A 24,082-nucleotide genomic window follows, 5' to 3' on the forward strand; every position below is an offset into this window, starting at 1 on the left:
TCCGAAAGATCGTCAAAAATAAATATTCTTAGCTGTCAATAGGGCTCTGGTGAACGGTTACATGTCAGATGGCTACTTAGCAACTTGGATAAATGCCACGCATCTTCAAGCGCTTGGCAAGCGCCCTGGCCAGAGGTTGGCAGTGAAGCATGCGCCGCGTCTCCAATCATGAGAAGGTTTTTGTTGTGCCAGTAAGGTAGCGGGTCGATATCGTGCACGAATATGCGTTTAACCGTGCTTTCTTCCGAGCAACCTAAGACCTTTTTGATATCGTTAGGCCAGTGGGCGAAATGTTGATGCATTTCAAGATGCCAACTTTTTTGTGTTCTTTGGGTATCGATAGCACATGGCCATGCGGCTGCCCAATAGCAGAATTGATTGTTTACAGGAACGATACCAAACCTTTCTCTATTCTCACGATACTCCTTAATCGTTTGGTCTAAATCGGTGCTTCATCAACGACAGTTTGTGGCTTTGTTTCAGACTGCTTATATGCCTGTATAGGAGTTGTTGCGTAACTGGATAATATGAGCATAAGTTTGCCGAACTATTAATTGATGATAATGAAGAGCAATTCTTAGACCAAAACTGAACAGTATTCATTTCCAGAAAGTGAATTTTTGTTCAATAACAGATAACTTGCGCTGTTATGATTTAGAGGCTTTCATCCGACTTACCACCATTGAACTGCTGAAAACTGAATACGGCTTGACGGGAACTGTAATCAGGCTATTTAGTGCAAAACTAGCTTTAGCCGAATGTCATCGTGTTTTAATCAAAGAGACGCATTTAGATTCCTGAAGTTATCCAACTGATTAGCCTTCAGGCAATAATTTTCCGTTAAACGGCAGTCACAGTCCTTCTAAGATGCAGATAAATCCATCTTCTCTGTCGTTTTATATCCTGCTTCTAATTTTGGTCATGAACGAACATTCCTTTTTTTGTGGTTGTTCCTCGGTATCTGACGACATGAAACTATTTTGTTAGCAGGCAAGACACTTCCTTTCATGTGGCATTCGGATTCCCTCTATATATCTATTCGCTTTGTCTAATTTCATCGTTCACCAATCTTAATCTCTGCTTAAACCACTGACATCAAGGTGGTGTTCACATATTTAGAGGGTCGAATGCTTAAGAAAATACCATCTGGCAGACATATTGCTCACTCTAAATCCAACAGTTAAAAAGTGCTGAAGGATATCTCTATGATTAATGGTGTAAGCAACTCGCAAAATTATATTTACGGACTTCAAAGAAATGATGCGGTGTCTGTTAAATCCAATGACTCTCTGGAATCCTCAACAAGTTCAAATGTAAGGGAGCATGACAGTCGGGCAAATGCTCTGGCTTTCATCGAATCTGCTTCACCGGAAGAGTTAGCGAAAAAAGTAGATTCGTTAAAAGGAAGAATGCCTTCTGCAGCGATGTTCAATTTAAATGAAATTTTAAATAGTAGTAACGGTGAAGAAGTAATGGCAAGGATTTTTCGTTTACAGGGTAAGCTTGAAAATGAGTTTAGAGCTGTCTTAGCTCAGGAACAGGAAATAATCAACGAAGGCAGAGCTTCAGGTAAGACGGATAAAGATATTTTGCTCGACATCGTTAAAATGCAGGATGAGCAATCTGACCTATATAAAATGGGGGCCAGATGGGGCGACAAAGGCTTAAGCGCCCCAGAAAATTACCAGAAACTAGTAAGCCTGACTCCCGATTATGTGAATACGTACGCATAGCACTTTTAAATTTCAGCTATTAAGAGTCGTTCTATTTAGCACTGCCACTTCAGCTTTTCGTTACCACGTAAAAATCGCAATAAGCTAGTGGCCGCTCCACGTGCGATGTGATCCTTTGCCAAGTATCTCGGTGATGTCCGCTTCTGACTAAGAGCGATTCTGGAAGCAAATGTACGCATGGAGCAAGCTAAGGTGGTACTTAGCAACTTATTAGCTCTCAGGCATCCTGAAGAAGATAAATAAATCAATTTATCCGACTACGGTATTTCATTTTCATATCTGATGTTACATCACTAGCATAACAAATTGGCTCATAACCTCCCGGCTTACTATAAGCACTCCTAGCACCACATCTACTGCCATTTGATGCTCTACTATATGGGCATGGACAGTTTCCACTGTATCCCTTAATTGAGTCGGCGATAATTAATTTTACGATATCATCAGGTTGATTTATCGCAGGTGCTACTGGCGAAATTGATGGCTTAGTTGACGAGTAACTGTGCTTTGGTTTCTGACCATGACAGTGGTAGCTGTTATTCTTTTTATCGTTGTGGCACCCGTTTGCATTCGTTCTACCACCATGCGCTATAGTAGAAAAAGAAAAAGCAAATGCTACTAATATTACGAATATAGACAGTATTTTATTCATAAATACATCCTTGTACTAAAATTTTACTTCTTTTGCTTAAGGGGAGCTATGCTCCCCTATACTTAGTTTTAAGCTATAAATTAGCCCATTGAACGCCAATGAGTGCATACATCTTCCCACTTGCCATAACGGAAGCGTATATAGCCGGATACATGAATAGACTTATTTGTTGTCATCATCATAAATCCTCTAAAAGTTAGAGAACGAATTTACAAACCCGGAGCACTACTGCTAGTATCATATTCCCCAATATAAAGTCACAGTGTGATGGGTGCCGAGGGAAAGTTCTCAGTAACCTCAACTTGATTTTATCGAAAGCCGCTTTCTGAGCGGCTTTTTACTTTTTCTTTCCTTTTGGTTTAGTTGGTTTAATTGTTTCGACTACTGTAGTAGTTGGTCTTCTTTTAGCTTCTTTAACAGTAATAAATTGCCCTGTCTTGGCATCTCTACCAATTTTCATCAGTTTACCTCCTAAAAAATTAACAAATTTCATCAATCAGCCTAACACTGATATTTATACAGTGTTAGGCTGATAACCACAAGATAATGCGGTTCCAAACCTAATGCAACCCAATATCTAGCCTTAATCTTCTTAGCTAAATCAATGAGAAGGAAAGGTTAGTATCGACTAACCGCTTACATTTGTATGAATCGTGAACTGTATTTTTGCAACAAATTTTATTTTTTTACCCAGTATTATATTTTTTTTCCAGGGCGGAGTTATACAAATTTGCAAGTTGAATAACGGTGAGTACGAATTACCGGGTGATTTATGGCATTAGTGTATGAACTCGGCGTAGAAAGGAAAGTTGAATGTAGAATATCGAAAACAGATGAGCTAAAGGCCAAACTTGGTAGACCATACTTATCAGGTTAGCTACCAGTCTACTTAAAAACTATGACCTAATGCTGTGAAAATAGACGCGCAGTGCTACGCGTTCGGTTCGCCAGTTTAGTACGAAGACAAGAGCCTAAATTGTACATCATGATCGAAAAAATCAACCACTGTTGGTTGCTCTCATACAAGATGAGTATTGGGTAATTGACGGGAATCACAGGTTGAAGAGAAAAGTGGTAGACGGCGATGCTTAGTTTGAGGTTATTATTGTTCCGAATGCACTGTTATATGATTTCTGTCAACCCTTAGTGAAAGGTGGCTCCTCCCGAACGAAAAAAAAGTTGATGGAGAATATTGCTGATGTATTAGAAGTTTCCTCCTAATATAGACATTAACTGCGAGCTATTTTTCCAACGCTTAGATTAACGCTAAAAATACCATAATCTAATCAACTACAAAGCAACCGAGTAATGTGTGAGTGATGTCCGTTATGATCAAAAGGTGCTATATCCGTGTTATCTGTGGGCTCTTCAGTACAGGTTAGATTAACCACGGTGTAACGAGTTTAGTCATATACAGCCGCGTCGCTTTGCCTCTGCTTCCCACTCATTAAATCGTCCAGATAATTTTAACTGAATCTGTTTTTTTCGTTCACGTGATTTAGCTGAAGACTTTTTCTCGGTTTTGTCGAAAGTGACTCCAGACAACTCCTCTTCGAACATGCTTGGAACCACATGACTATAATGTTGTTCGATCATAGCGATGCTGGTACCACACTGCCGAGCTAATACGTCGATTCTGAGTGTTCTGGTAAGAAGCTGCCAGGTTATATAGGTATGCCGCAACGAGTAGAGCGTCCGAGGACCATCCGGACTAGTTTTCAAATCTGCCTCTTCTAGTGCTGACACGAAGGTCTTCCCTAGCTCATTTGTAGAAGTGCCATCGGCTAGTACAAATATTTTGTCTGAAGGTTTTCTATTAGGAAATCGTTCCATTAGATTCATTAACGGATATACAAACTCATCCTTACAGACGACGGTCCGAGTACCGGTATGTTTTGTAGTTTTCCCCTTTCTGACCTTAATTTTGAATATTACTTGATGCCCTTGTCGCGACATCAGAATATCGCTCCAGGTTAACTCCTCCATTTCGGTACCAGGCCTAATTCCTGTGTGTACGACAACATCTGCATAATCGAGTAGCAACTCTCGTATCTGCCGTGTTTTCTCTTTTCGACTATTGTCCCTCATTATTTCGATTGTCTCGACGACCTTCTCATATTCCTCTTCACTGAAAGCCGCTCGTCTAGCCCCCTGCTCCCCCTTGTTACTTAATACTGGAACTTGAACTGGCAACATCCATTGGCGTGCAACAGCTTCTTTAAAAACCATTTGCAACGCAGCATTGTGTGTAAGTAGAGTAGATTTATTGAGAACTTTGCCTGCTTTCTGAATTCGCCAGATGTCAAATTCCTTAAGCTTGTCTTGATCAAGAGAAGTGATATATGTCCGGTCAAAAAAGGGAATGTGGTAGCGACGTAGCGCCCCTATGTAGTCTTTGTAACTTATTTTGCCACCACCATGTGCAAGTTCATGCTCCATAGCAAGAATGCATCTTTCTGCAACATCGCGAAATCGCTTACTCTTGGTAAGAGTTCCAGTTTCTGCTTTTATCTTCCATTCCATGCGTAGCAATCTTGCAGCAGCTAAAGCTTCATCTTTATCAGTCTGTTTTGTAGATTTGCAGTGCCATTTGCCGAACAACTGAAATCGTGCGTACCACTTTTTGCTGTTGTCTTGCAGAAATATATAAAGCGAATCGTCGATGTCGTGTCTTGCTAGCTGCTTAGCCATAAATACTCTTTTGCAAAGAAAAATATTGCGCTTACTTCGAGTATATATGGCTGACTAATAATATCTACCTGTTTTATATAGAAATTTTTAGATCATGTTAATATAGATTAACGTGATCTATGTATCCAGAATCGCTACTCAGATTTCTTCCAAATAACTATCGTTTACGTTCAATAACGTGACCCATCAACAATTCAGCGGATATAAGAAATTTTCCTATGTCGGATCCTTATTAGATGCCGATATAAAAATGCCTGTCATGCACTTTTTATATTGAGCATGTCTTTAGGCCTCCTATAGTCGAAGGAATGAAATGTCTTTATATATAAACACAAATGTTTCCAGTCTTAATGCAATACATAATCTTTTCCAGTCTCAAAATGGACTAGGTAAATCACTGGAAAGACTATCCTCTGGATTTCGCATTAACAATGCGTCTGATGATGCTGCTGGCTTACAAATATCAGATCGTATGACTAGTCAGATTCAGGGGTTAAACCAAGCTGTTCGCAATGCCAATGATGGTATTTCAGTAGTACAAACTGCTGACGGAGCGTGTTCTGAAACTGTTGCGAATCTGCATAGAGTTAGGCAACTCGCTATTCAAGCGCAGAATGGCATCAATAGCAATGCAGATAAAAAAAGCCTTCAATTAGAAGTCAGTCAGTTGCTCGACGAAATAGACCGAGTCGCAAATACAACACAGTTTGCAGATACAAACTTATTAGATGGCAGTTATATTCGTGATTTTCTAGTTGGAGCGAATGCTGGTCAGACTATTACAGTTGATTTAACGCAATTTTCTTCAAATGGTTGGGGAGTTGATTCATTAGGGTTAACAGGCCTAAATGTAGTAACGGGCCAAGCCGGAAGTGAGTTAGGGCGTGATGATATTACTGGTGCTAATGCTTTCGGTCCTTTCGAAGAAATTTATAGATTTGGCACAAACCCGATACCGGTTTATGGGGATTATCGCTTTGCTATTTCAATTGATGGAGGCAGCACATTTGAAGAAATAAACGTCCCTCTTTTAGATTCTTCAGATAACGCAGATCTTCGAAATGCTATAAATAGTGCTTTTAATGATCCTTCATTGGTTGCAGCGAACTCGGCAACTGGCGTATATAATTTTTTTACTGGGTCTACTGCCTCTAATTTTATCATAGCTGAAGACATAAGAAACCCAAGTAGGCTGAGTTCTACATCTACAACTGGGTCTGTTGGCTCTTATGACTCTCAAAGTATTGGAACATCTTCTTCGGTTATAGCGGCAATTGATAGTGCCTTATCCCGAGTTAATGTGTAGTGGCAGAATTAGGAGCAATTGAAAACCGTTTTCAGTCTACGCTAAGAAACTTAAGTAATATTAGTGAGAATGTCGTTGCGGCAAGGAGTCAGATAAAAGATACTGATTTCGCAAGCGAAACAGCGACCTTAACCAAACATCAAATCATTCAACAGGCTTCGACTAGTATCCTTGCACAAGCAAATAACAAGCCTCAAGCTGCATTAGCATTGCTGTCATAATTTGTAGCCAATTGACGTAGTGTAAGCCTCCTCTTAAATAGCATCATACCATTTTAGAGTTCTTATGAGTAAACGCAGCCATGAATGAATAGCTCCTGATGACAAACTTACGTTAATACACATTAATTAACATTACCTGTTTAGCTCAAGTGTGCTTAAATGCATAAAAGTAGCTATTTTAAAATAATTTGTTATTATAGTTACTTAAAGGAGACCACTATGAACAATAAAGCTATTGCTCACAATCTTAAGAGATTGCGCTCTAATGCGCGATACAATCAGTCAGATCTAGCTGAAAAAGCTGGGATGTCTCTCAGTGGTTACCAAAAGCTAGAGCGAGGAAAGGCGTCTCCTAGAGCTGACTCCATACGAGCCCTAGCCATCGCACTTCGAGTGCCAATTCAAGAAATCTTGGCAGAAGTTAAGCCTCTAAAGCATATTCGATTTAGATCACTCAAGAGACTGAAAACTAGAGAGCAGATCATCTCCGATGTTGTTACTTGGTTATATGACTTTAGTTCTCTTGAAGAGCTAACTGAGGATAAACAGGTAGCAGACTTGCACGAATTTTATGCTTATAAAGAAGGTAGTTCGTATAGTATTCCTGACCTTGCAAGCTATTGTAGGGACAAGTTTGGACTAGGTCCCAAAGAGCCGGTTTTAGACATCTGCGGGCTACTTGAGGCAAGAGGGATCAAAGTCCGCTCAATTGAAGTGGAAACCGACTCATTTTTAGGTTTATCAGTTAGCGAGCAAGAAGAAGGTGGGCCAGCTGTAATAGTTAATACTTGGAAAAGGCTGCCGGTGGAAACTTGGATATTTAGTGCCGCCCATGAACTCGGTCACCTTCTAATGCACCTCAATGCATATGACATCGACCAAACTACCGAAATTGATGAGCAAGAATCTGAAGCCGATCAATTTGCTTCACACTTTCTTATGCCACAAGAAGCTTTCGAAAGAGAATGGAAAGAAGCTGCAGGTTTAAGCTTTGTCGATCGAGTATTGAAAGTTAAAAAGGTTTTTAAAGTCAGTTGGAGAACTGTTCTATATCGGTACGCTGAAAATATGCCGTCCGAAAAGAGAAATAAGCTTTGGATGAACTTCAATGTCGAGTTTAAGACTCGCTATGGGAAATCTCTTCAGAAACATACTGAACCAGTAGGCATTGAAAGCGATAGTTATAGAATTAACCATAGGTATACCACTGCAAGCGAGCCCTTCAACCTTGATGTATTTGATTTTAGAGAAGATCGCTTACCATTCCTTGTTAGAAAAGCAGTCGAGAATGGCAATATTTCACTATCTCGCGGAGCAGAAATATTAAGGTTGCAAAACAAAGAAATGCGTCAGTTGGCGTCTTCATGGGTTGGTTGATTCGGGATTAAGAAATGCCAGTAATAACAGATGCAAACGTCCTTATTGACTATGCCGACGCTGATATAACTATGCTGGCATTGTATTCAGAAAAAATTGAAAGGGTTGTTATACCTTCAGTCATACTGGATGAGGTTGATCAGCTTACGCATGATGATTGTTTACAATATGGTTTTGAAGTAGTTGATGAGGAAATTGAGCTTCTATCAGAAGCTTCAAATGCTCAACATGGCCCATTATCCTTTCAAGATAAAGTTTGCTTGTATCTCGCCAAAAGTATTGGCGGCATTACATGTATAACTAACGAAAAAGCATTACTGAAATTTTGCGATGAAGACAATATACCAACAAAGCGAGGATTGAAGTTATTACTTGAACTGGCTGAGCTTAACCATATTTCCAAAGACGAAGCTATCGGTGTGGTTTATTCTATACACGAGTGCAATCCTCTCCATATACACCAAGGGGTTATAGATGAGTTTATTCGCCTGCTTGATGAATACAATACGTGATCGTTGTTAGCATTGCTAACCACCGCAGATTTGAACTTCATCCCCCGAGAGTTGTTTGCTGAGGTAAAATTGCTAACTGCTTATATCCCCCACATGCAAAGAATTTGCAAAGCGCCAAAATTCAACTGTAACTAACTGAATTAATATAACTATTATAGACACTAACTTTTCAAAATCCCCCGCCTTCGGGTGTGGCGGTTCGAGTCCGCCCACTGGTACCATTCTCTTCCTTAAGGGAAGAAACAATAAACCGACTTATTAGTCGGTTTTTTTGTGTCTGATATTAAGCAGTTTTCCCCACACTCTTTTGATAAAAGTTCTTTTATTAAAAATAACACTATCCGAATGTGGAGTAACTAAATGCTAAGTTTGATGCGAATCAGAGTTTTTCTATCTCTGCAAGCATCTGGCTGAACTCTGCCAGTTCAACTTCAAGATACTCACCACCATCACGCCATTCAACGCCGACCAGGACATTGTCCTCGGCCAGGTCTTCCAGCCAGAACTCCAGCCAGTCAGAAACGGAAATGGATTTAGGAATGTAATCTTCCCACTCATCGGTGCAATGTTCACGAGCCATTTCTGCGTCAGACCAGACAGGCATCACATCAGTGTTTTCGAAGTTAACCGAGTCAACAATCACCCACCCCTCTGTCGTTTTATCCTGTAGCGCCCATAACTCTTGGGTACTTTTAACTTTTGTCATGAAGTCGGCTGAATTTGAATTAGTATTTGTCATAGAAAACGTTGGTTAGAGGATTAGACTCAATATGATAATTGGTGATCACGTGACTAGCCAGTGAATATCTCATGTTGTTCCGGCAATAAGGGCCCCTTTATGTTCTTTTAGGTTGTGTGTTGGCGGTTTAGATTTCTGTCTGAATGATGGGGTAAGTACTTGTAATTTCTGCGCCGATCTTCCGCTCCTTAAGCTGCGTAGAAATGTCAGAGAAATTCAGGAGAACAGGGGAATGTTTACGATCTACGCTTATTCCTTAGCAGGGTTGCTGGTAATTGCAGCAACTGTTTTCGTGCAAAACATCGTTGCAGCCGTCGCCCACAGGAAGCAATCAAGTTATATTCCGGGCAAAGTGAGCGATGAGTTAAGTCACGATAGCTTTGTATTCCGAAGCCATCGCACGTTTCATAACTCATTAGAGAACATCCATCAGTTTACTTTGCCGGCACTGATTTGTATTTTTCTTGGCGCGCCCACCACAGTACTCGCTGTACTGATTTGGTTATATGCTGCGGTGCGCATTATTCACATGTCGCTTTACTATGCGATTGCCACTGAGAAAAATCCCAGCCCCAGAAGCTACTTTTATATGACAGGTGTGCTACTCACTGTTGGCGTGTATGGTCTTGGCCTTTATGCGCTGTTTACGCCCTGAGTTTGGCTTACCGGCTTTTCCGAATGATGCAGTCAGGCCAGCTTCCCCCACTGGCCCGTGAATTGATGCACTTCAGGCCGTGAAGTGCATCATTTTTCTCACCTGCTCAGGGTGCTACTGAGAAGGCAGAACATTGAAAGTCACTGAACTCGGGTGCACCGCATCGTGGTAGATGGTGTGCTGAGCACGGACGAAATCTTCTTCTGTCGCATGAAAGATATTATCCACGTAAGTTTGCGGATTCATATCAAGGAACGGGAAGATAGAGCTCTGGATCTGGATTTGTAATCTGTGGCCCCGTTTAAAGTCGTGCAGCAAATCGTACAGCTCAAAAGAGACCTGAGTCGGTTTGCCCGGTTCAAAGGGTTTGGGCTCAGAGAAGCTGTCACGAAAACGTCCGCGGATAATGCCCCAGCGCACCAGTTCATGGCGGTCACCGGTTTCTTTGTCCACTTCATTGGTGTTTTCATCCACGCCCGGGAACACATCAATAATTTTCACCACAAAATCCGCTGCGGTTTTATCAGTGGATACCCACAGATTCACGTTTACTTCGCCGGCAACGGTCATATCACTTGTCATGGGTTCGGTTTCAAATTTAAGCACATCCGGACGGCGGGCGGTGAAACGCTGATCTTCCGCCATATACGGGCGATCCCATCCACGGCTGATTGCTGCAGAATGAGGAACAGGATTACGGGGATCGGATACATAGTCTGAAGCACCGCCATCTTTATCCGGTTTGTTCTCAAACAAACTGTCGCCCTTTGTCAGATACAGTGTTTTTTCACTGGTATCAGCAGGTGGCCACTGACCAAAGAAACGCCAGCGGTTCGCACCTGTTTCAAACATGGTCGCAGTCTGCTCGTACTTATCTTCCGACTCTTCCTTAAGATGCTGGTTAAAGAACGGCAACAGAACATTGTCACGGAACCACACACTGGTTTCGAAGCCGAACCGGGCCTCGCCCATATTGGAGCCTTTATCACCAATCCACTGACCGTGATACCAGGGGCCCATGACAATTTGCACATTGTCACGCTTGTTTTTGCGCGACATAGTCTGATAAGTCGCCAGCGGACCATACAAGTCTTCGGTATCGTACCAGCCACCTACAACCAGCACGGCCGGCTTTACCTTATCGAGATGCTGCAGAACATTACGGGCCTGCCAGTAATCGTCATAATTCGGGTGCTCAGTCAGTTCATTCCAGAACGGTCGCTCGCCGTGGAAGTAGTTTTTGTTTACGTTAGCCAGCGGCCCGAGGTCGCGGAAGAACTCGTAACCGTCAGGCGTAGTGACTTTGCGTCCTTCCAGGCGGTAAGGATACGGTTCTGTGCGGGGAGCATCGAAGGTATCAAAAAACAGAAATGCCATAGGTGTAGAAAACGCACCGTTGCGGTGAAAGTCATCAAAGAACCAGTCGGCAATAGGCGCCTGCGGAGAAATGGCTTTAAGGGCTTTATGGCTGTTGATACCGGAAACCGATGTGTAGTATCCGGGATAGGAAATGCCCCACTGCCCTACACGGCCATTGTTGTTGGGCACATTTTTTACCAGCCATTCGATAGTGTCGTAAGCATCTGTGGCATCATCAACAGCGTCTTTTCCGCGTTTATATGCGTCCTGCGGGCGCATATTTACAAACTCACCCTCAGACATTTGTTTGCCGCGAACATCCTGGAAAACAAAAATGTAGCCTTCCTGTTCGAACTTCTCACTGGGGCCTAAACGGGTTTTAAAATCTGACGAGCCATAGGGCGCAACGCGATAGGGTGTACGCTGCATCAGCATAGGCCAGCTTTTACTCTGATCGTAAGGTATATAGACCGAAGTAAACAGTTTTGTGCCATCCCGCATGGGGATGTTGTATTCATATTTAGCGTAGTGTGAACGGATATATTCCGCACGGGTATCTTTGTCAGGTGCTGCAGAAACAGCGGGAGTCATCACGCAACTGGCAATAACCAGCATGGCGTAGCGAAGGTATCGCATAAGCATCCTCTTTTTATATGTGCCGGTGACCGGCTATGGGGGACAGACAACGGCATCTGTCGTGATGTCACCTTATCACAGCGGGCTTGAGAAATTATTCCGCAGCGCTCTCGTTTAGCCCGGAGGTTAGGCACTTATCGATTTGATGGAAGATGGGAGTCTTAGCGTACATCAGGCGCACATTTTATCAGCACCGTTTCTGTATCCCCCGGCGAGATCCGGGAAATTAAGTAGAGTAAATTTCAAACAGAAAGGTTGACGAAGCACACCTCAAACGATAATAATTCTCAATAACATTTAACTAAGAAAGTCTGAGTGATGCTCAAACAACTTGTTGCCAGACGATGCCCGTGCTGTTCACATGAAGTGCCGTTCTCTCACCGGCTGCTCTTTCTGATCAGGGAGCCTGTAACCTGCCGTTATTGCACGAAAACACTCAGACCGGATATCCGGACCATGAGTTTTAATATGTTCTGGCTGAGCATGACAGTAGCGTGGATGGTCCTGAGGTACACTTCACTCACGGACATTTTCGCTTTCATGGTCGCGGTATGCAGTGCGAATCTTTTATTACCCGCACTCGATTTATTATTTCCCCTGGAAGAGAGTTACAACAGCCCGGAGTAGCGATCAGCTCATCCGGACGGTATTGATTCACAAAGCGTTAGCCCGCTCCCTCAGGACATTCCCCACAGAATGTATAAGCCGAATAGCAGAAAGCCTGCTGTGACTACAGTATAAAATGTGTGAAAGGCCGCAGAAAAACCGGCCACTGGTACTTTTTGGGTGTAATCAGTGCCGATCTGCCAACCTGCCAGCAGAGAGTTCAGCATCACAACAACAAGAGTGATTGTTGAGTAGAGTTTGAATCCGGTTGACTGATGAAATGCAGTCCAGCTTTCGTAGTCAATATTCTCCATAGTGAAAACGCTCACCAGATAAAATATTGCATAAGCAAAAATCATCACGTTACTGATCCGCTGGAAAATCCACTCTTTTACGCCATTTCGCTTCATGTCAGTTAACCCCAAACCCAAAATCCGGATAACACACTCAGCAATACGCCTGATGCAATAGCCACCTGCGATATCAGCTTGCCACCTTCAAGTGTTTCAAAATAACCAAACTCCTGAATGAGATGTTTTATCCCACCCAACATGTAGTAGCCCAGCGCGGTGAGAAAACCCCAGGTAAAAAATTGCGCGATGAAGTTGCCACTGATAAGTGACTGCACATTTTCAAAGCTTTCAGCACCTTGCAAAGAAAGAAACAATAACGGCAGAAACCAGGCCAGAGAGAACCAGATAATCACAGCACATATCCGGTGTAAAATGGAGGCCAGCCCCATTACCGGCAGCTTGATGGTAGTTAAGTCCATATTACGTGGACGGGTGTCTTTCATTCAAAAACTCCTGTAATCATACTTCTGGTAAACACGACAATACCTGAACCTTTGTTCAGTAAACACACTCATTCTGCATTTTCAAAACCGGGAATCAAATAGCGTGCGGAAATTACTTAGCGCTTTGGAAATAAAAAGTTTCCATGATTTAAGCGCTGGTAATTTACTGCCTCGCACGTGATAATAATAATTCTTATTTGCAATAAGATACTTCATTTTATAAACGCCGACAATGAACACCGGAGCTTTTCTTATGCCAGACGCCGTACTCAGATCTTCTTTCTGCCGCACACTATTCGGGGCATTTATCACGTTAATCAGCCTGAACAGCTATGGAAACGGTGAACCGGCTGAAGCTGCAAAAGCAAGCAAGTGTGCAGCAACACCTCAATACGTGTTTGGTTGGCAATTCGTAGACGAACCTTGCAACTTCAAGCCACGTGGCGGCACATCAACAGGTAACAGCACGACGAAAGATCTTACCCCTTCCCCGCACTGGCTGAAACTGCAAACGGAAGACATGGATAAATTTGAGCGGGACCGGCAAGCCATACTGGCGATGTCGGGGTATTTTCGTGTGGGCTTCGACTTTATCGAAACCATGGGGTTTACTGAAAATTATACGCCTGCGGCCCCCTATCGTTCCTGGGGCACGGAAATGGTGATTGTTGTCGACAATGAACCTGAATTTATCAGCCTTCAGCACATTATGGTGATGTATTTTGTTGGTGAAGACGGCAAGATCAGTGAGCCAATGGTGATGAAACACTGGCGACAGGACTGGGAATACGAGAAGCCTTCAGAGTTTGTATATACCGGCAATAATGTATGGCGAAAGCATGAGCTCAACGGCCAGGATATTGAAGGCACCTGGTCTCAGTCGGTTTACCAGGTAGACGACTCGCCACGATATGAGTCTCACGGTAAATGGCAGCACAAAGGAAACCGCTCAGAGTGGATAAGCGAGTTAACATGGCGGCCACTTCCCCGGCGGGAAAGCAGTGTGAGACAGGATTACCAGATCCTTGAAGGGATAAATAAACACGTTATTTTACCTGACGGCTGGGTACAGGAAGAAGAAAACTACAAGCTGGTAATAAATGACGCCGGCAAACCGGCCTCATCAGCTCCGTACCTTGCAAAAGAACTGGGGATTGCCCGTTACGAGCGCATCAAAGACCACGACTTTACGCCCGGCGAAGCATACTGGGAAGCAACATCATCATTCTGGAGGAACGTACGTGAGGTGTGGTCCTCACTGATTGCTGACAATACGTCTATTGAAATCAACAAGCAGGCAGACGGAAAGTTCATGTTCATGCCATTCTTCGACTACGCCCAAAACGTAGGCGACAGCGCCCCTGTTGACCCTTCAACAGAACAGCAAAAAATAAGAAACATGCTGGCGCCATTTACAGAGCCAGCACGCTAGCGAGGCTATCAGCAAAGGCGACTACAGTTCTACCTTCGCTTCCTTCACCAGTCCGCGAACATCTTCCAGTAACTGCTGAGCATCGTACACAATGCCGTCCTTGATGGTGTAACGCACCGCCTTTTTTCGTACCGGCTCATTATTTTCATCCAGTTGGAAGTGGCCGGTGCCGTAAAGTAACTTAAAGTTTTCCAGCGGATTACCATCCACAATGACCATGTCGGCATTTTTACCTACGGCAAGGCTGCCAATTTTATCGTCAAGGCCTAAGGCTTCTGCGCCATTTAATGTGGCTGCCTGAATGACTTCCAGCGGATGGAAACCGGCTTCCTGTAGTAATTCCAGTTCACGGATGTAAGCAAAACCGTAGATTTTATAGATGTAACCGGCGTCGGAACCGGTAGTCACCCTGCCGCCATGGTTTTTGTAGTCGTTAAGAAATGTCATCCAGCGGCGGTAGTTGTTGCGCCAGTTGATTTCATCCTGCGTGGTCCAGTTGAACCAGTAGCTGCCGTGGGCATACCGGCTGGGTTCAAAGAATTCCCACAGCACGGGTAAGGTGTATTCTTCATGCCATACGGCCTGACGCTCACGCATAAGATCCCGGCTGGCTTCATAAATTGTCAGTGTAGGGTCGATGGTGAAGTCCAGGTCGATAAGCTCGTCTCTTACCTGCTGCCACTTCTCACTTTCCGGAGCTGCTGCCTGAAGCCAGAGTTTTCCGGCTTCCGAAAACCGGTGCTGCTCGTCGTTGTAATTATAGTGTGAGGGGTAGTCCTGAATAACCTTATCTTCAAACAGCGCTTCCGGCAGTCCGTACCAATGTTCCATAGAGGTTAAACCTAACCGGGCTGAATCCAGTGCATTGGTGCCCATCACGTTCAGCTGGGCATGGTGCATCATGGTGCCTAACCCCTGCTTCTTAGCTTCGTCTAAGGCTGCCGCCATAATTTTGGGACTGGCACCGAAAAACTTGATTCCCCTGGCACCTTTGCGGGCGATGTCTTTCACCCAGGCCCTTGCCTGCTTCTCTGTGGAAACCGGCTGATCGCCGCCCATACCAAAACCCACATAAGGCACAATTCGCGGAGCAACAATTTCATTTTTATCACTGCGCGCCTGATGTTCCAGCACCCAGTCCGCACCGTTAAAGCTGCCGGGTTCGCGGATGGTGGTAATACCGTGAGCCAGCCACAGCTTAAACACATACTCAGCGGGAATATTGTCGGCAGAACCGCCAATGTGGCCATGCATATCAATGAAGCCGGGCAATACATACTGGCCCTGAATGTCGATTTCCTTATCGCCGCTTTTCAGCTCAGGACGGCTGTATTTAATGGGTACGCCCGGGTGGCCCACCGATACAATTTTCGCAATTTTGCCATTCTCAATCACAATATCCACAGGACCCTGAGGGGGTGCACCTTCGCCGGAAATAATATTGCCGCCCCTAAGAATAAGTCGGGATGCTTCCATTCCTTCACCGGCCTTTCTGTCAGGGGCCTTACTCCCCGGTGTGGCGGCAGCCTGAAATGACAGTGTGATACAAAGCGCCAGAATAAATTTTTTCATTGCTTAGTCCCTTGTGTGTTTTTGATATCCCTTAACGGATACCGTTTTTATTATTCGTTATCAAAAGCTTCGGCCAGCGCCTCTGCCACGCGGATGCCATCAATGCCCGCAGACCAGATCCCGCCGGCATAACCTGCGCCCTCACCGGCCGGGTACAAACCTTTTACGTTCACGCTCTGGTAATCTTTACCACGCTTAATACAAACCGGAGACGAGGTACGGGTTTCCACACCGGTCAGCGTGCCATCAGCTTTGGCAAAGCCTTTTATCTGGCGGTCGAACGCAGGAATGGCTTCACGGATAGCTTCAGTGACATAGCCCGGCACCACTTTGCTTAAATCTGTCAGTGTAACGCCCGGCGTATAAGACGGCGTGACGTCTCCCAATTCTGCGCTTGGTTTACCGGCAAGAAAATCGCCGATAAGCTGGCCCGGCGCATGGTAGTTTTCGCCACCGGCTTTAAAGGCCATTTCCTCCAGTCTGCGCTGTAATTCAATCCCTGCCAGCGGGTGACCGGGATAATCTTCTTCCGGCGTAATGCCTACCACAATGGCACTGTTCGCATTGCGTTCATGGCGGGAATACTGACTCATGCCGTTGGTGACCACACGACCCGGCTCAGAGGCCGCCGCGACCACGGTACCGCCGGGGCACATACAGAAACTGTACACCGTGCGGCCATTTTTACAATGATGCACCAGTTTGTAATCGGCAGCACCCAGGATGGGGTTTCCGGCGTTATCACCGAAGCGGCATTTATCAATCATGCTCTGTTCGTGTTCAATGCGAAAACCGATAGAGAAAGGTTTTGCTTCAATATATACGCCCTGGTCGTACAGGTTCTGAAAGGTGTCGCGGGCACTGTGACCTAATGCCAGAATCACCTGCTTACAGGCCAGATAGCCGCCGTCAGACAAATGCAGGCCTTTCACCGCATATTCACCGTCTTTTTCATCCATATCGAGTTTTTCTACCCGTGTGGAGAAACGGATTTCGCCGCCAAGATCGATGATTTGCTGACGCATTTTCTCAACCATGCTCACCAGCTTGAATGTACCGATGTGGGGCTTACTCACATACAGAATTTCTTCCGGCGCACCGGCTTCCACAAACTCATGAAGCACTTTGCGTCCGTAGTGTTTGCGGTCTTTTACCTGACTGTACAGCTTGCCGTCTGAAAATGTGCCGGCACCGCCTTCCCCGAACTGCACATTGGATTCGGGATTTAACGGCTGCTTGCGCCAGAAACCGAAGGTATCTTTGGTACGTTCACGCACCGCTTTGCCCCGTTCAAGCACAATGGGTTTAAAACCCATCTGGGCGAGGATTAACGCGGCGAAAATACCGCAGGGGCCGAGTCCCACCACCACCGGGCGGTTATTCAGATTTTCCGGCGCCTGCGCGACAAACTTATACGACATATCCGGCGTGACTCTGACCTGCTGATCAGCGCTGAATTTTTCCAGCAGTTTTTCCTCGTTGTTTACCGATACATCCACCGTGTAAATCAGCTGAATGTCTTTATTGTTGCGGGCGTCATAACCGCGCTTGAACACACTGGTTTCAAGCAAATCACCGGCAGTAATGCCAAGCTTACTTATGATGGCCTGCGGCAAAGCATCGTCGTTATGATCGAGGGGAAGTTTTATATCGGTTAAACGCAACATGAGGGATTTCCTGGTTCGCCGGACAGCCTGTCTGTCAGAGCCAGCATAGTGTAATGCAGATACTGACGATCCGGTAGACATTCACCGGCATTTGTCTTTTGATCCCTCTGCTTTACACTTATAATCCGCCCACATTTTCAGACATGCGGATAAACCATGACATTTGTAGTAACCGACAACTGCGTGAAGTGCAAATACACCGACTGCGTCGCCGTGTGTCCGGTGGATGCGTTTTTTGAAGGTCCGAACTTTCTGGCTATCGATCCGGCCATTTGTATTGATTGTGCTTTGTGTGTGCCGGAATGCCCTGCCGAAGCGATTATTCAGGATACCCATTTAACCGAAGAGCAAAAGCCCTGGCAGGAAATCAACGCGGAACTGAGTCAGCAATGGCCGAATATTACAGAGGTAATTGCGCCGCCGGAGGATGCCGACAGCTGGAACGGTGTACCGGACAAACTGCCGCTGCTGGAACGCTGAGCAGCGACAAACAGGCTTAGCATGCAGTATGCGCCACTGGCGCATACAAGCCTGTTCAGCCCTTAAACCCGGTAGCCACCAGATACACTTCCCGGGAACGCGGGCGGGACGCAGCAGGTTTTCTTACCACCACTTTTGAAAATGACGTTCGTACATCTTTCACGTACTCATCGTAGCCTACGCCCTGAAACACTTTTGCACAGAAGCTGCCACCCGGTTGCAAAACGTTTCTGGCCATGTCCAGTGCCAGCTCAACCAGATACATAGACGCATACTGATCGGTGGTATTTACGCCACTCATGTTTGGCGCCATATCAGACACCACCACATCCACCCGGTCGTCCCCGAGGGTATTTACGATCTGATTGTATACAGCTTCATCAGTGAAATCGCCCTGAATAAAATCAACACCGATAATGCTGTCCATGGGCAGTATATCTGACGCAATCACCCGCCCGTTATCACCAACGATGGGCGCCACAATTTGCGACCAGCCACCGGGTGCAGAACCCAGATCCATGACCACGCTGCCGGGACGGAACAACTTGTCTTTTTCATTGATTTCGAGAAGCTTGTAACTTGCCCGTGAACGGTAACCGTCAGCCTGCGCTTTTTTAACGTAGGGATCGTTAACGTGTTCTTCCATCCATTTTTTGCTGGTTTTTGAGCGGGCCATAATCAGTTCTGCAGTAGCTAAAGGGAAAACGGCGTTCATTGTAATCACGCACAGCAGTTTTGCAAATGCAGCGCACCAACAAACTTCACAGCCTGCCTGACTTCCCTGCGGTTACAGGCTACAATGCGCAGCTTATTACCGCTTTTTGCAACACTGTTTCCGGAACTTACCTGCACATGAAATTAGACGACGTAAAAAAACTGCACCAGAAGAAATACCGTTCGCAGTTTGGCTTTTATCTTGTTGAAGGTGAGCATTTAATTCAGGAACTGCAACGCTCGCCATTGATGGCGCAAACTGTCACGTTGTACGCAACAGAAAGCTGGCTTTCCCGTGGCATTGAGCTGGACACACGTTTTGATGTGGTTACCCTCACCGACCGGCAAATGGCTTCAATCAGCGATACCAAAACTCCGCAGGGCGTGATTGCCAGAGTGCCGCTGGCAGCCCATGCTGTAGCACCTGAGAATAAAACCGCCGGTGAGCGAAGTATTTATTTACATGAAATTCAGGATCCCGGAAACCTGGGTACCATTTTACGTTCTCTGGCCTGGTTCGGAGGCTTCCGGTTGCTGCTGAGCCCCAACAGCGTTGACCCGTTTAATTCTAAAGCGGTGCGGGCAAGTATGGGGGCGATTTTTCATCTGCCGGTAGAAACCGACGTTACGCTGGATGAATGTCAGCAACGCTTTACCCGCTTTGCCTGCCTTGATCTTAACGGTAAAGCCATCAGCGACCCGCAGTTCAACGATTTTCCCTGCTATCTGTTTGGCAACGAAGCCCGTGGTATACCGGAAGACGCGCTTGCCCGGGCCGGCGCTGAGGCCTTTACCATTCCCGGTAACGGCCAGATTGAATCACTGAATCTCGCCAGCGCGGTAGGCATGTGCGTGTATCAGCTGTCGCTGAGCAACAGCTGATAACCACAGTGCTTGCCTGAGTACTGATTTTTATTTCAGCGCGCCCAGATGTGTGGCCCAGTTCACCTTGTCATTATGTGAATGGGTAAAGCCGATTTTGCGTTCGAATTCCACACAGGCTTTGCTTCTGAAAGCCGTAATGTAAGTGCGCCGCCAGCTGGTTTCAGAGCGGTTACCACCAGAGCCGTGCAGTATGAGTTCATTGTGCACGGTAATGTCGCCCTTGTTCAGCGGCAATTCCACCAGCGTTTCCCCGTCAAGCAGTGCCACACCCAGAATGTGCGAACTTTCCCTGTCTTTACCGTGCACCGGTTTATGCACTCTTAACCCCTGCTGATGTGAGCCCGGGATCACATACAGGCAGCCGTTTTCAGAATTTGCATCATCAACGGCCAGTGAGCAGGTCGCTGTAATGGTGCCCGGTGTACCGGTGGGCCAGTAACCGAGATCCTGATGCAGAGTAAATTTGGCATCGGGACGGGCGGGTCGTTTTGCCAGAAACTGATCGTAATCCAGCGTGGCATCGTCGCCAATTAACTGCTTTGCGATGGACGCGCTGAGCTTCTCGTAAATATTCCCCTGCAATGCAGGTTTATATTTTGTTGGCAGCATGGCATTCACCAGCGCGAAATCTTCAAATTTACGGTCATAAGGACCGCTCATATCGCAGAAGTCACGTCCCATATCCGGCACGCTTCCACTAATAAAGTGGTCAAATTCCTGTTCGATGTCATTCAGTTCTTCGCCGGTAAGTACATTGCGCAGAGTGATGTAACCGTGCTCCTGATAAAGCGCCTTTTGTTCCGGTGACACAATATAGTCGTCGCCCTGACGGCCATAATCCGTTTGATTCATGGTGATTGTCCTGATGATTAACAGAAACACCAATTTACAAATATGCTACAAAATTAAATACAAGGATTTTACCTTTTGCATAGCAGTTTCTTGCAGTCAGTTAGTCTTGCACTAAGTTATTATTGCAAATGGGCCCGGTAGGCGGCGGGCGTCATGCCCTTGATGTCTTTAAACTGACTGATGAAATGAGATGTGTGCTGATAACCGCAATTCAGGGCGATGGTGGTGACGGGCAGCGACGATCCCGCCAGCATTTTGCAGGCTTCGTTAATTCTGATGAGTTTCAACATGGCAGAGAACGTGCGGCCGGTGGCGGACTTATAAAACCGGCTAAACGCGGTGGGTGTCATACCCGATAAGGCAGCCACTTCGCTTTGTGACAGCGCCGAAGCAAAATGGGTTTTGATATACTGATGCACTTTATTCAGAGTATTTACCGACGCCTGACTCACCGTGTTGAACTGGAAAAAATCAGCTGTCACCAGGGTGCGTGCTTTCAGGCCACTCAGTGACGCCAGTAACGTTAGCAACCGGGTGTATCTGGTCAATCCGGATTCAGCGTCCAATCCGTTTAATTGCGAAAATATCTCAGCCGGCACGCCGGAGAACTGCAAGCCGTATGCAGACTGACGCAGCATGCCGGCGATATCCTGAAACTCTGCCATATCTTCCATGCCTGCAGGCAGCAAACTGGTATCAAACTGAATGGTGAACCACTCGGCGGCGTCTGTTTGCGCGTTTTCCTGACTCTCACCGTGTTGTGCATGGCTGACTGTATTATTCTGCCAGCAATGAGGTAAATCAGGCCCGCACAACACTAAATCGTTCGGCTGATAATATTCTACGCTGTCACCCACGTAACGCAGACCGGCACTGTTGATGATCCAGGTTAATTCGTACTGGGGATGAAAATGCAGCTGATGATCGTCACGGAAATTGGTTGCACGCCGCTTCATCAGCTGAAATGAGCTGCCGGTGTTATAACTGACCAGTTCGAGTTGCGGCTGTTGCATAGCGTTGCAGTTACTCCGGATAAATCTCAATAACGCCGTTTTTACCAACGCCGATACAGCCTTTTCCGCGCTGGCAGGCAAGGCTCCAGATGTTGCTGCGACTGATGATCTCCCAGTTACCTGCCCCGGGCTTTAGCATAGCCACGCCTTCAGGGTTGCTGATCCAGTAACTGTGATCTTCACCATCGGGTAATAATGCCGAACCGTACACAGCGCTATGTAAGGGTAATTCTGGCAATGCTGACCATTGTTCAGTGTCGAGGTCGTAAATCATGGCTGTGGCAGATGACGCGGCGTCCATAAGGCTGCCACCGGCGGCGTACACGTGTTGCCCGGTCAGTTGCAAAGAAAATATGCCGGATGCTTCCCCGCCTTTGAACGGACTCCCGATACTCTGCCAGTTGCCTTCTTTTAACAGCAAAATGCGGGGCGCTGCACTGTTTCCGGTGCCAGCAACGATAGTACTACCTAGCCCGTTTATACATGTGCCGCTTGAGGCAAAGCCGCCCTCCCCTTTCTGTGCAGTAAACGGCACTGGTGTTCGCTGCCACGTCGTCCCACCGTCTGTGGTGTTTAGTATAAACAACCCTTTTTCATCAGAATCGCCGTACAACCAGCCGTGTTGACTGCCGGCCATATAAAAACAGTCAAAAAATGCTTTCGGGGTATCGCCCTCAGCGACCTGCTGCCAGCCAGGTTCAGAAGAACCATCCGTAGAAATGGCGGTGTCAGAGAGAAAAACGCCGGAGTCTGCACCTTCACCGGCACTCATCACCAGTAACCGGCCATCCGGTAATAACTGGTTGTCACGGAATTGCCGGTTATCCGTTCCGGCCGGCGGGGTAATCTTCTGCCAGCGAGCGCCGTTATCCTCTGACACGTAAATACCGCCCTGTGTACCCGTTGCCACGACGCGGCTGCCCTTCCAGCTTACGGCCTGAAAAGACACATCTTCATCCAATTGATGCCTGACGACCCCGGCATCCACCCGCAATGAGCTTAAGCAAAGGAGTAAAGCGGTCAGCAGGGAGGGTTTCATCGTAAGACATTCCTTTTTTAATACGTATTCTGAGAATGTCATCTTCACACAAAACCTGTGAAACCAACAACTGCCTGATAATTTATGCCAGTGACTCCGGACGATGAATTAAATACATTGACCTGCGACTACCGGCGGGACGGTTTCACACGTACAATCAATCACTACCAGACAGATTAACCACACCGGTCAGATCAAACACATCAGATAGTCACCGGCATTCAACAGGAGTCCTATGAACCTGTCGCAGATTGAAGCTTTCTGTGCCATCGCCGAAACAGGCTCGGTATCGGAAGCTGCCCGTCAGCTGGAATGTAACCGCAGCAAACTGAGCATGGCCATTAAAGTGCTGGAAAGTGAACTGGGTGTGGATTTATTTGTACGTACAGGCAATAAAATTGAGCTGTCGGAAGTGGGTAAAGCCATTTATAAAGACTGTGAAAGCATGCTCATCACCGCCACCCGTATTCGCGGCACCTGCGCGCAGGTAACCGGTGAGTTTGCCGCTGAAGTATGGATTGCGCCGGACGATTCATTGCCAGACCCTGTCTGGCAGGGCTTTATCCACTCGCTGAATAAACTGTTTCCGAATACATCCTTCAACCTCGTGCTGGCGTCAAGCGGTGACCTTGCCAATCTGGTTGCCACCCAGCAGGTGGATTATGCTTTTGGCGTAGATTACGAGCGTTTCGATGATGCCAGGATCAGCTACAAACCACTGGGCAAAATTCGCATGATGTCGGTGTGCAGTGCTTCCCACCCGCTGACCCGCCTGAAACGGGTAACCGATGAAGATCTCCGCAATGCTATGCAGGCGGCGATGGTGTATCTGAACGAGCAGAATAACTCCAGTCTTGAACCCTTCTCCCGCCACTACATCGGGTTCTCCAGTTTTGAATTTATGCTGAATACCATTTTGACTGAAAGTGCCTGGGGTGTGCTGCCTGAACCACTCATCCGCCATCATTTGCGTGAGCAGCGCCTGTCGGTTATCCGCCATACTTATGGCCTTACGCAGGAAGATTATTGCATGGTCAGCCTCAACGGCAGTGCTGAAAACCCGGCCATGGCCTGGCTTGCCGATAAGCTGAGCGACTACCTTTTTGACTTCTGATGTAAAAGCACGCGGCTGCTATCAAAATTAT

Annotated in this window: 23 protein-coding genes and 1 pseudogene; 10 read left to right on the forward strand and 14 right to left on the reverse strand. The window is 46.2% G+C overall.

Annotated elements, in window-relative coordinates:
• Nucleotides 1-35 precede the first annotated feature (35 nt).
• The gene (locus tag J3369_RS16250; RefSeq protein ID WP_349589200.1) at nt 36-431 is read right to left on the reverse strand and encodes an FAD-dependent monooxygenase; all 396 of its coding nucleotides are present in this window, start codon (nt 429-431) and stop codon (nt 36-38) included.
• 774 nt (nt 432-1,205) lie between these two features.
• Here J3369_RS16250 and J3369_RS16255 point away from each other — a divergent pair.
• The gene (locus tag J3369_RS16255) at nt 1,206-1,733 is read left to right on the forward strand and encodes a hypothetical protein (protein ID WP_349588782.1); all 528 of its coding nucleotides are present in this window, start codon (nt 1,206-1,208) and stop codon (nt 1,731-1,733) included.
• 244 nt (nt 1,734-1,977) lie between these two features.
• Here the strand turns inward: J3369_RS16255 and J3369_RS22050 are convergent, their stop codons facing one another.
• The 3 genes from J3369_RS22050 to J3369_RS16265 all read right to left on the reverse strand — a co-directional run bounded on the left by J3369_RS22050 (nt 1,978) and on the right by J3369_RS16265 (nt 5,076).
• The gene (locus tag J3369_RS22050; RefSeq protein ID WP_502877465.1) at nt 1,978-2,385 is read right to left on the reverse strand and encodes a YHYH domain-containing protein; all 408 of its coding nucleotides are present in this window, start codon (nt 2,383-2,385) and stop codon (nt 1,978-1,980) included.
• A gap of 337 nt (nt 2,386-2,722) precedes the next feature.
• Nucleotides 2,723-2,845, reverse strand: a complete 123-nt coding sequence (locus J3369_RS16260) for a hypothetical protein (RefSeq protein ID WP_349588784.1) — start codon at nt 2,843-2,845, stop codon at nt 2,723-2,725.
• A gap of 947 nt (nt 2,846-3,792) precedes the next feature.
• Entirely contained in the window at nt 3,793-5,076 is a 1,284-nt protein-coding gene (locus tag J3369_RS16265) for a tyrosine-type recombinase/integrase (protein ID WP_349588787.1), read from the reverse strand.
• A 313-nt stretch (nt 5,077-5,389) separates the two neighbouring features.
• On the opposite strand from J3369_RS16265, the gene J3369_RS16270 reads away from it, so the two are divergent.
• The 4 genes and pseudogenes from J3369_RS16270 (at nt 5,390) to J3369_RS16285 (ending at nt 8,492) form a co-directional block, all read left to right on the forward strand.
• Nucleotides 5,390-6,382 (forward strand): flagellin N-terminal helical domain-containing protein, encoded by a 993-nt coding sequence (locus J3369_RS16270; RefSeq protein ID WP_349588790.1) that lies wholly within the window; start codon nt 5,390-5,392, stop codon nt 6,380-6,382.
• Nucleotides 6,379-6,603, forward strand: a pseudogene (locus J3369_RS16275) (flagellin); the annotation flags it as partial. The gene J3369_RS16270 and the pseudogene J3369_RS16275, both read left to right, overlap by 4 nt.
• Before the next feature lie 219 nt (nt 6,604-6,822).
• On the forward strand, nt 6,823-7,980 hold the full coding sequence (locus tag J3369_RS16280; protein WP_349588794.1) for a helix-turn-helix domain-containing protein: 1,158 nt from the start codon (nt 6,823-6,825) through the stop codon (nt 7,978-7,980).
• Between the two features lie 14 nt (nt 7,981-7,994).
• Nucleotides 7,995-8,492: a PIN domain-containing protein gene (locus J3369_RS16285; RefSeq protein WP_349588796.1), complete on the forward strand. Its 498-nt coding sequence runs from the start codon at nt 7,995-7,997 to the stop codon at nt 8,490-8,492.
• Nucleotides 8,493-8,871: 379 nt separating this feature from the next.
• Here the strand turns inward: J3369_RS16285 and J3369_RS16290 are convergent, their stop codons facing one another.
• Nucleotides 8,872-9,231, reverse strand: coding sequence for a DUF2750 domain-containing protein (locus tag J3369_RS16290; protein ID WP_303572756.1), 360 nt, complete (start codon nt 9,229-9,231; stop codon nt 8,872-8,874).
• Nucleotides 9,232-9,463: 232 nt separating this feature from the next.
• Here J3369_RS16290 and J3369_RS16295 point away from each other — a divergent pair, with 232 nt between their 5' ends.
• Complete coding sequence (locus J3369_RS16295) at nt 9,464-9,886, forward strand: MAPEG family protein (RefSeq protein WP_349588799.1); 423 nt, start codon at nt 9,464-9,466, stop codon at nt 9,884-9,886.
• Nucleotides 9,887-10,000: 114 nt separating this feature from the next.
• Here the strand turns inward: J3369_RS16295 and J3369_RS16300 are convergent, their stop codons facing one another.
• The 3 genes from J3369_RS16300 to sdhC all read right to left on the reverse strand — a co-directional run bounded on the left by J3369_RS16300 (nt 10,001) and on the right by sdhC (nt 13,283).
• The gene (locus J3369_RS16300) at nt 10,001-11,881 is read right to left on the reverse strand and encodes a CocE/NonD family hydrolase (protein ID WP_349588801.1); all 1,881 of its coding nucleotides are present in this window, start codon (nt 11,879-11,881) and stop codon (nt 10,001-10,003) included.
• 677 nt (nt 11,882-12,558) lie between these two features.
• Nucleotides 12,559-12,912 (reverse strand): succinate dehydrogenase, hydrophobic membrane anchor protein, encoded by a 354-nt coding sequence (gene sdhD / locus J3369_RS16305; RefSeq protein ID WP_349588803.1) that lies wholly within the window; start codon nt 12,910-12,912, stop codon nt 12,559-12,561.
• Complete coding sequence (gene sdhC, locus J3369_RS16310) at nt 12,903-13,283, reverse strand: succinate dehydrogenase, cytochrome b556 subunit (protein ID WP_349588805.1); 381 nt, start codon at nt 13,281-13,283, stop codon at nt 12,903-12,905. Before sdhC ends, sdhD begins: the two co-directional genes overlap by 10 nt.
• 253 nt (nt 13,284-13,536) lie before the next feature.
• Between sdhC and J3369_RS16315 the strand changes: the two genes are divergently transcribed.
• Complete coding sequence (locus J3369_RS16315) at nt 13,537-14,715, forward strand: DUF6607 family protein (RefSeq protein WP_349588807.1); 1,179 nt, start codon at nt 13,537-13,539, stop codon at nt 14,713-14,715.
• 21 nt (nt 14,716-14,736) lie between these two features.
• Here the strand turns inward: J3369_RS16315 and J3369_RS16320 are convergent, their stop codons facing one another.
• Together J3369_RS16320 and J3369_RS16325 are read right to left on the reverse strand one after the other, a co-directional pair.
• Nucleotides 14,737-16,287 carry an amidohydrolase family protein gene (locus tag J3369_RS16320; RefSeq protein ID WP_349588809.1) on the reverse strand — a complete coding sequence of 517 codons (1,551 nt, stop codon included), beginning with the start codon at nt 16,285-16,287 and terminating at the stop codon, nt 14,737-14,739.
• Between the two features lie 50 nt (nt 16,288-16,337).
• Nucleotides 16,338-17,954 carry an NAD(P)/FAD-dependent oxidoreductase gene (locus tag J3369_RS16325; protein WP_303572749.1) on the reverse strand — a complete coding sequence of 539 codons (1,617 nt, stop codon included), beginning with the start codon at nt 17,952-17,954 and terminating at the stop codon, nt 16,338-16,340.
• A gap of 156 nt (nt 17,955-18,110) precedes the next feature.
• On the opposite strand from J3369_RS16325, the gene fdxA reads away from it, so the two are divergent.
• Entirely contained in the window at nt 18,111-18,434 is a 324-nt protein-coding gene (fdxA, locus tag J3369_RS16330) for a ferredoxin FdxA (protein ID WP_119502361.1), read from the forward strand.
• 55 nt (nt 18,435-18,489) lie between these two features.
• On the opposite strand, the gene rlmE is transcribed toward fdxA, so the two are convergent.
• On the reverse strand, nt 18,490-19,110 hold the full coding sequence (gene rlmE, locus J3369_RS16335; protein WP_349588812.1) for a 23S rRNA (uridine(2552)-2'-O)-methyltransferase RlmE: 621 nt from the start codon (nt 19,108-19,110) through the stop codon (nt 18,490-18,492).
• Between the two features lie 176 nt (nt 19,111-19,286).
• On the opposite strand from rlmE, the gene J3369_RS16340 reads away from it, so the two are divergent.
• Nucleotides 19,287-20,030 carry a TrmH family RNA methyltransferase gene (locus tag J3369_RS16340; RefSeq protein ID WP_349588814.1) on the forward strand — a complete coding sequence of 248 codons (744 nt, stop codon included), beginning with the start codon at nt 19,287-19,289 and terminating at the stop codon, nt 20,028-20,030.
• Between the two features lie 30 nt (nt 20,031-20,060).
• Here J3369_RS16340 and J3369_RS16345 read toward each other — a convergent pair whose 3' ends face one another.
• The 3 genes from J3369_RS16345 to J3369_RS16355 all read right to left on the reverse strand — a co-directional run bounded on the left by J3369_RS16345 (nt 20,061) and on the right by J3369_RS16355 (nt 22,937).
• Nucleotides 20,061-20,885 carry a phytanoyl-CoA dioxygenase family protein gene (locus tag J3369_RS16345; protein WP_349588816.1) on the reverse strand — a complete coding sequence of 275 codons (825 nt, stop codon included), beginning with the start codon at nt 20,883-20,885 and terminating at the stop codon, nt 20,061-20,063.
• Between the two features lie 119 nt (nt 20,886-21,004).
• Entirely contained in the window at nt 21,005-21,898 is an 894-nt protein-coding gene (locus J3369_RS16350) for an AraC family transcriptional regulator (protein ID WP_349588818.1), read from the reverse strand.
• Nucleotides 21,899-21,908: 10 nt separating this feature from the next.
• Entirely contained in the window at nt 21,909-22,937 is a 1,029-nt protein-coding gene (locus J3369_RS16355; protein WP_349588820.1) for a hypothetical protein, read from the reverse strand.
• A 235-nt stretch (nt 22,938-23,172) separates the two neighbouring features.
• Here J3369_RS16355 and J3369_RS16360 point away from each other — a divergent pair, with 235 nt between their 5' ends.
• The gene (locus tag J3369_RS16360) at nt 23,173-24,051 is read left to right on the forward strand and encodes a LysR family transcriptional regulator (protein ID WP_119502365.1); all 879 of its coding nucleotides are present in this window, start codon (nt 23,173-23,175) and stop codon (nt 24,049-24,051) included.
• Nucleotides 24,052-24,082: the final 31 nt, after the last annotated feature.

It is taken from the genome of Alteromonas sp. NFXS44 (genome assembly GCF_040148705.1).
Classification (GTDB): Bacteria; Pseudomonadota; Gammaproteobacteria; order Enterobacterales; family Alteromonadaceae; genus Alteromonas.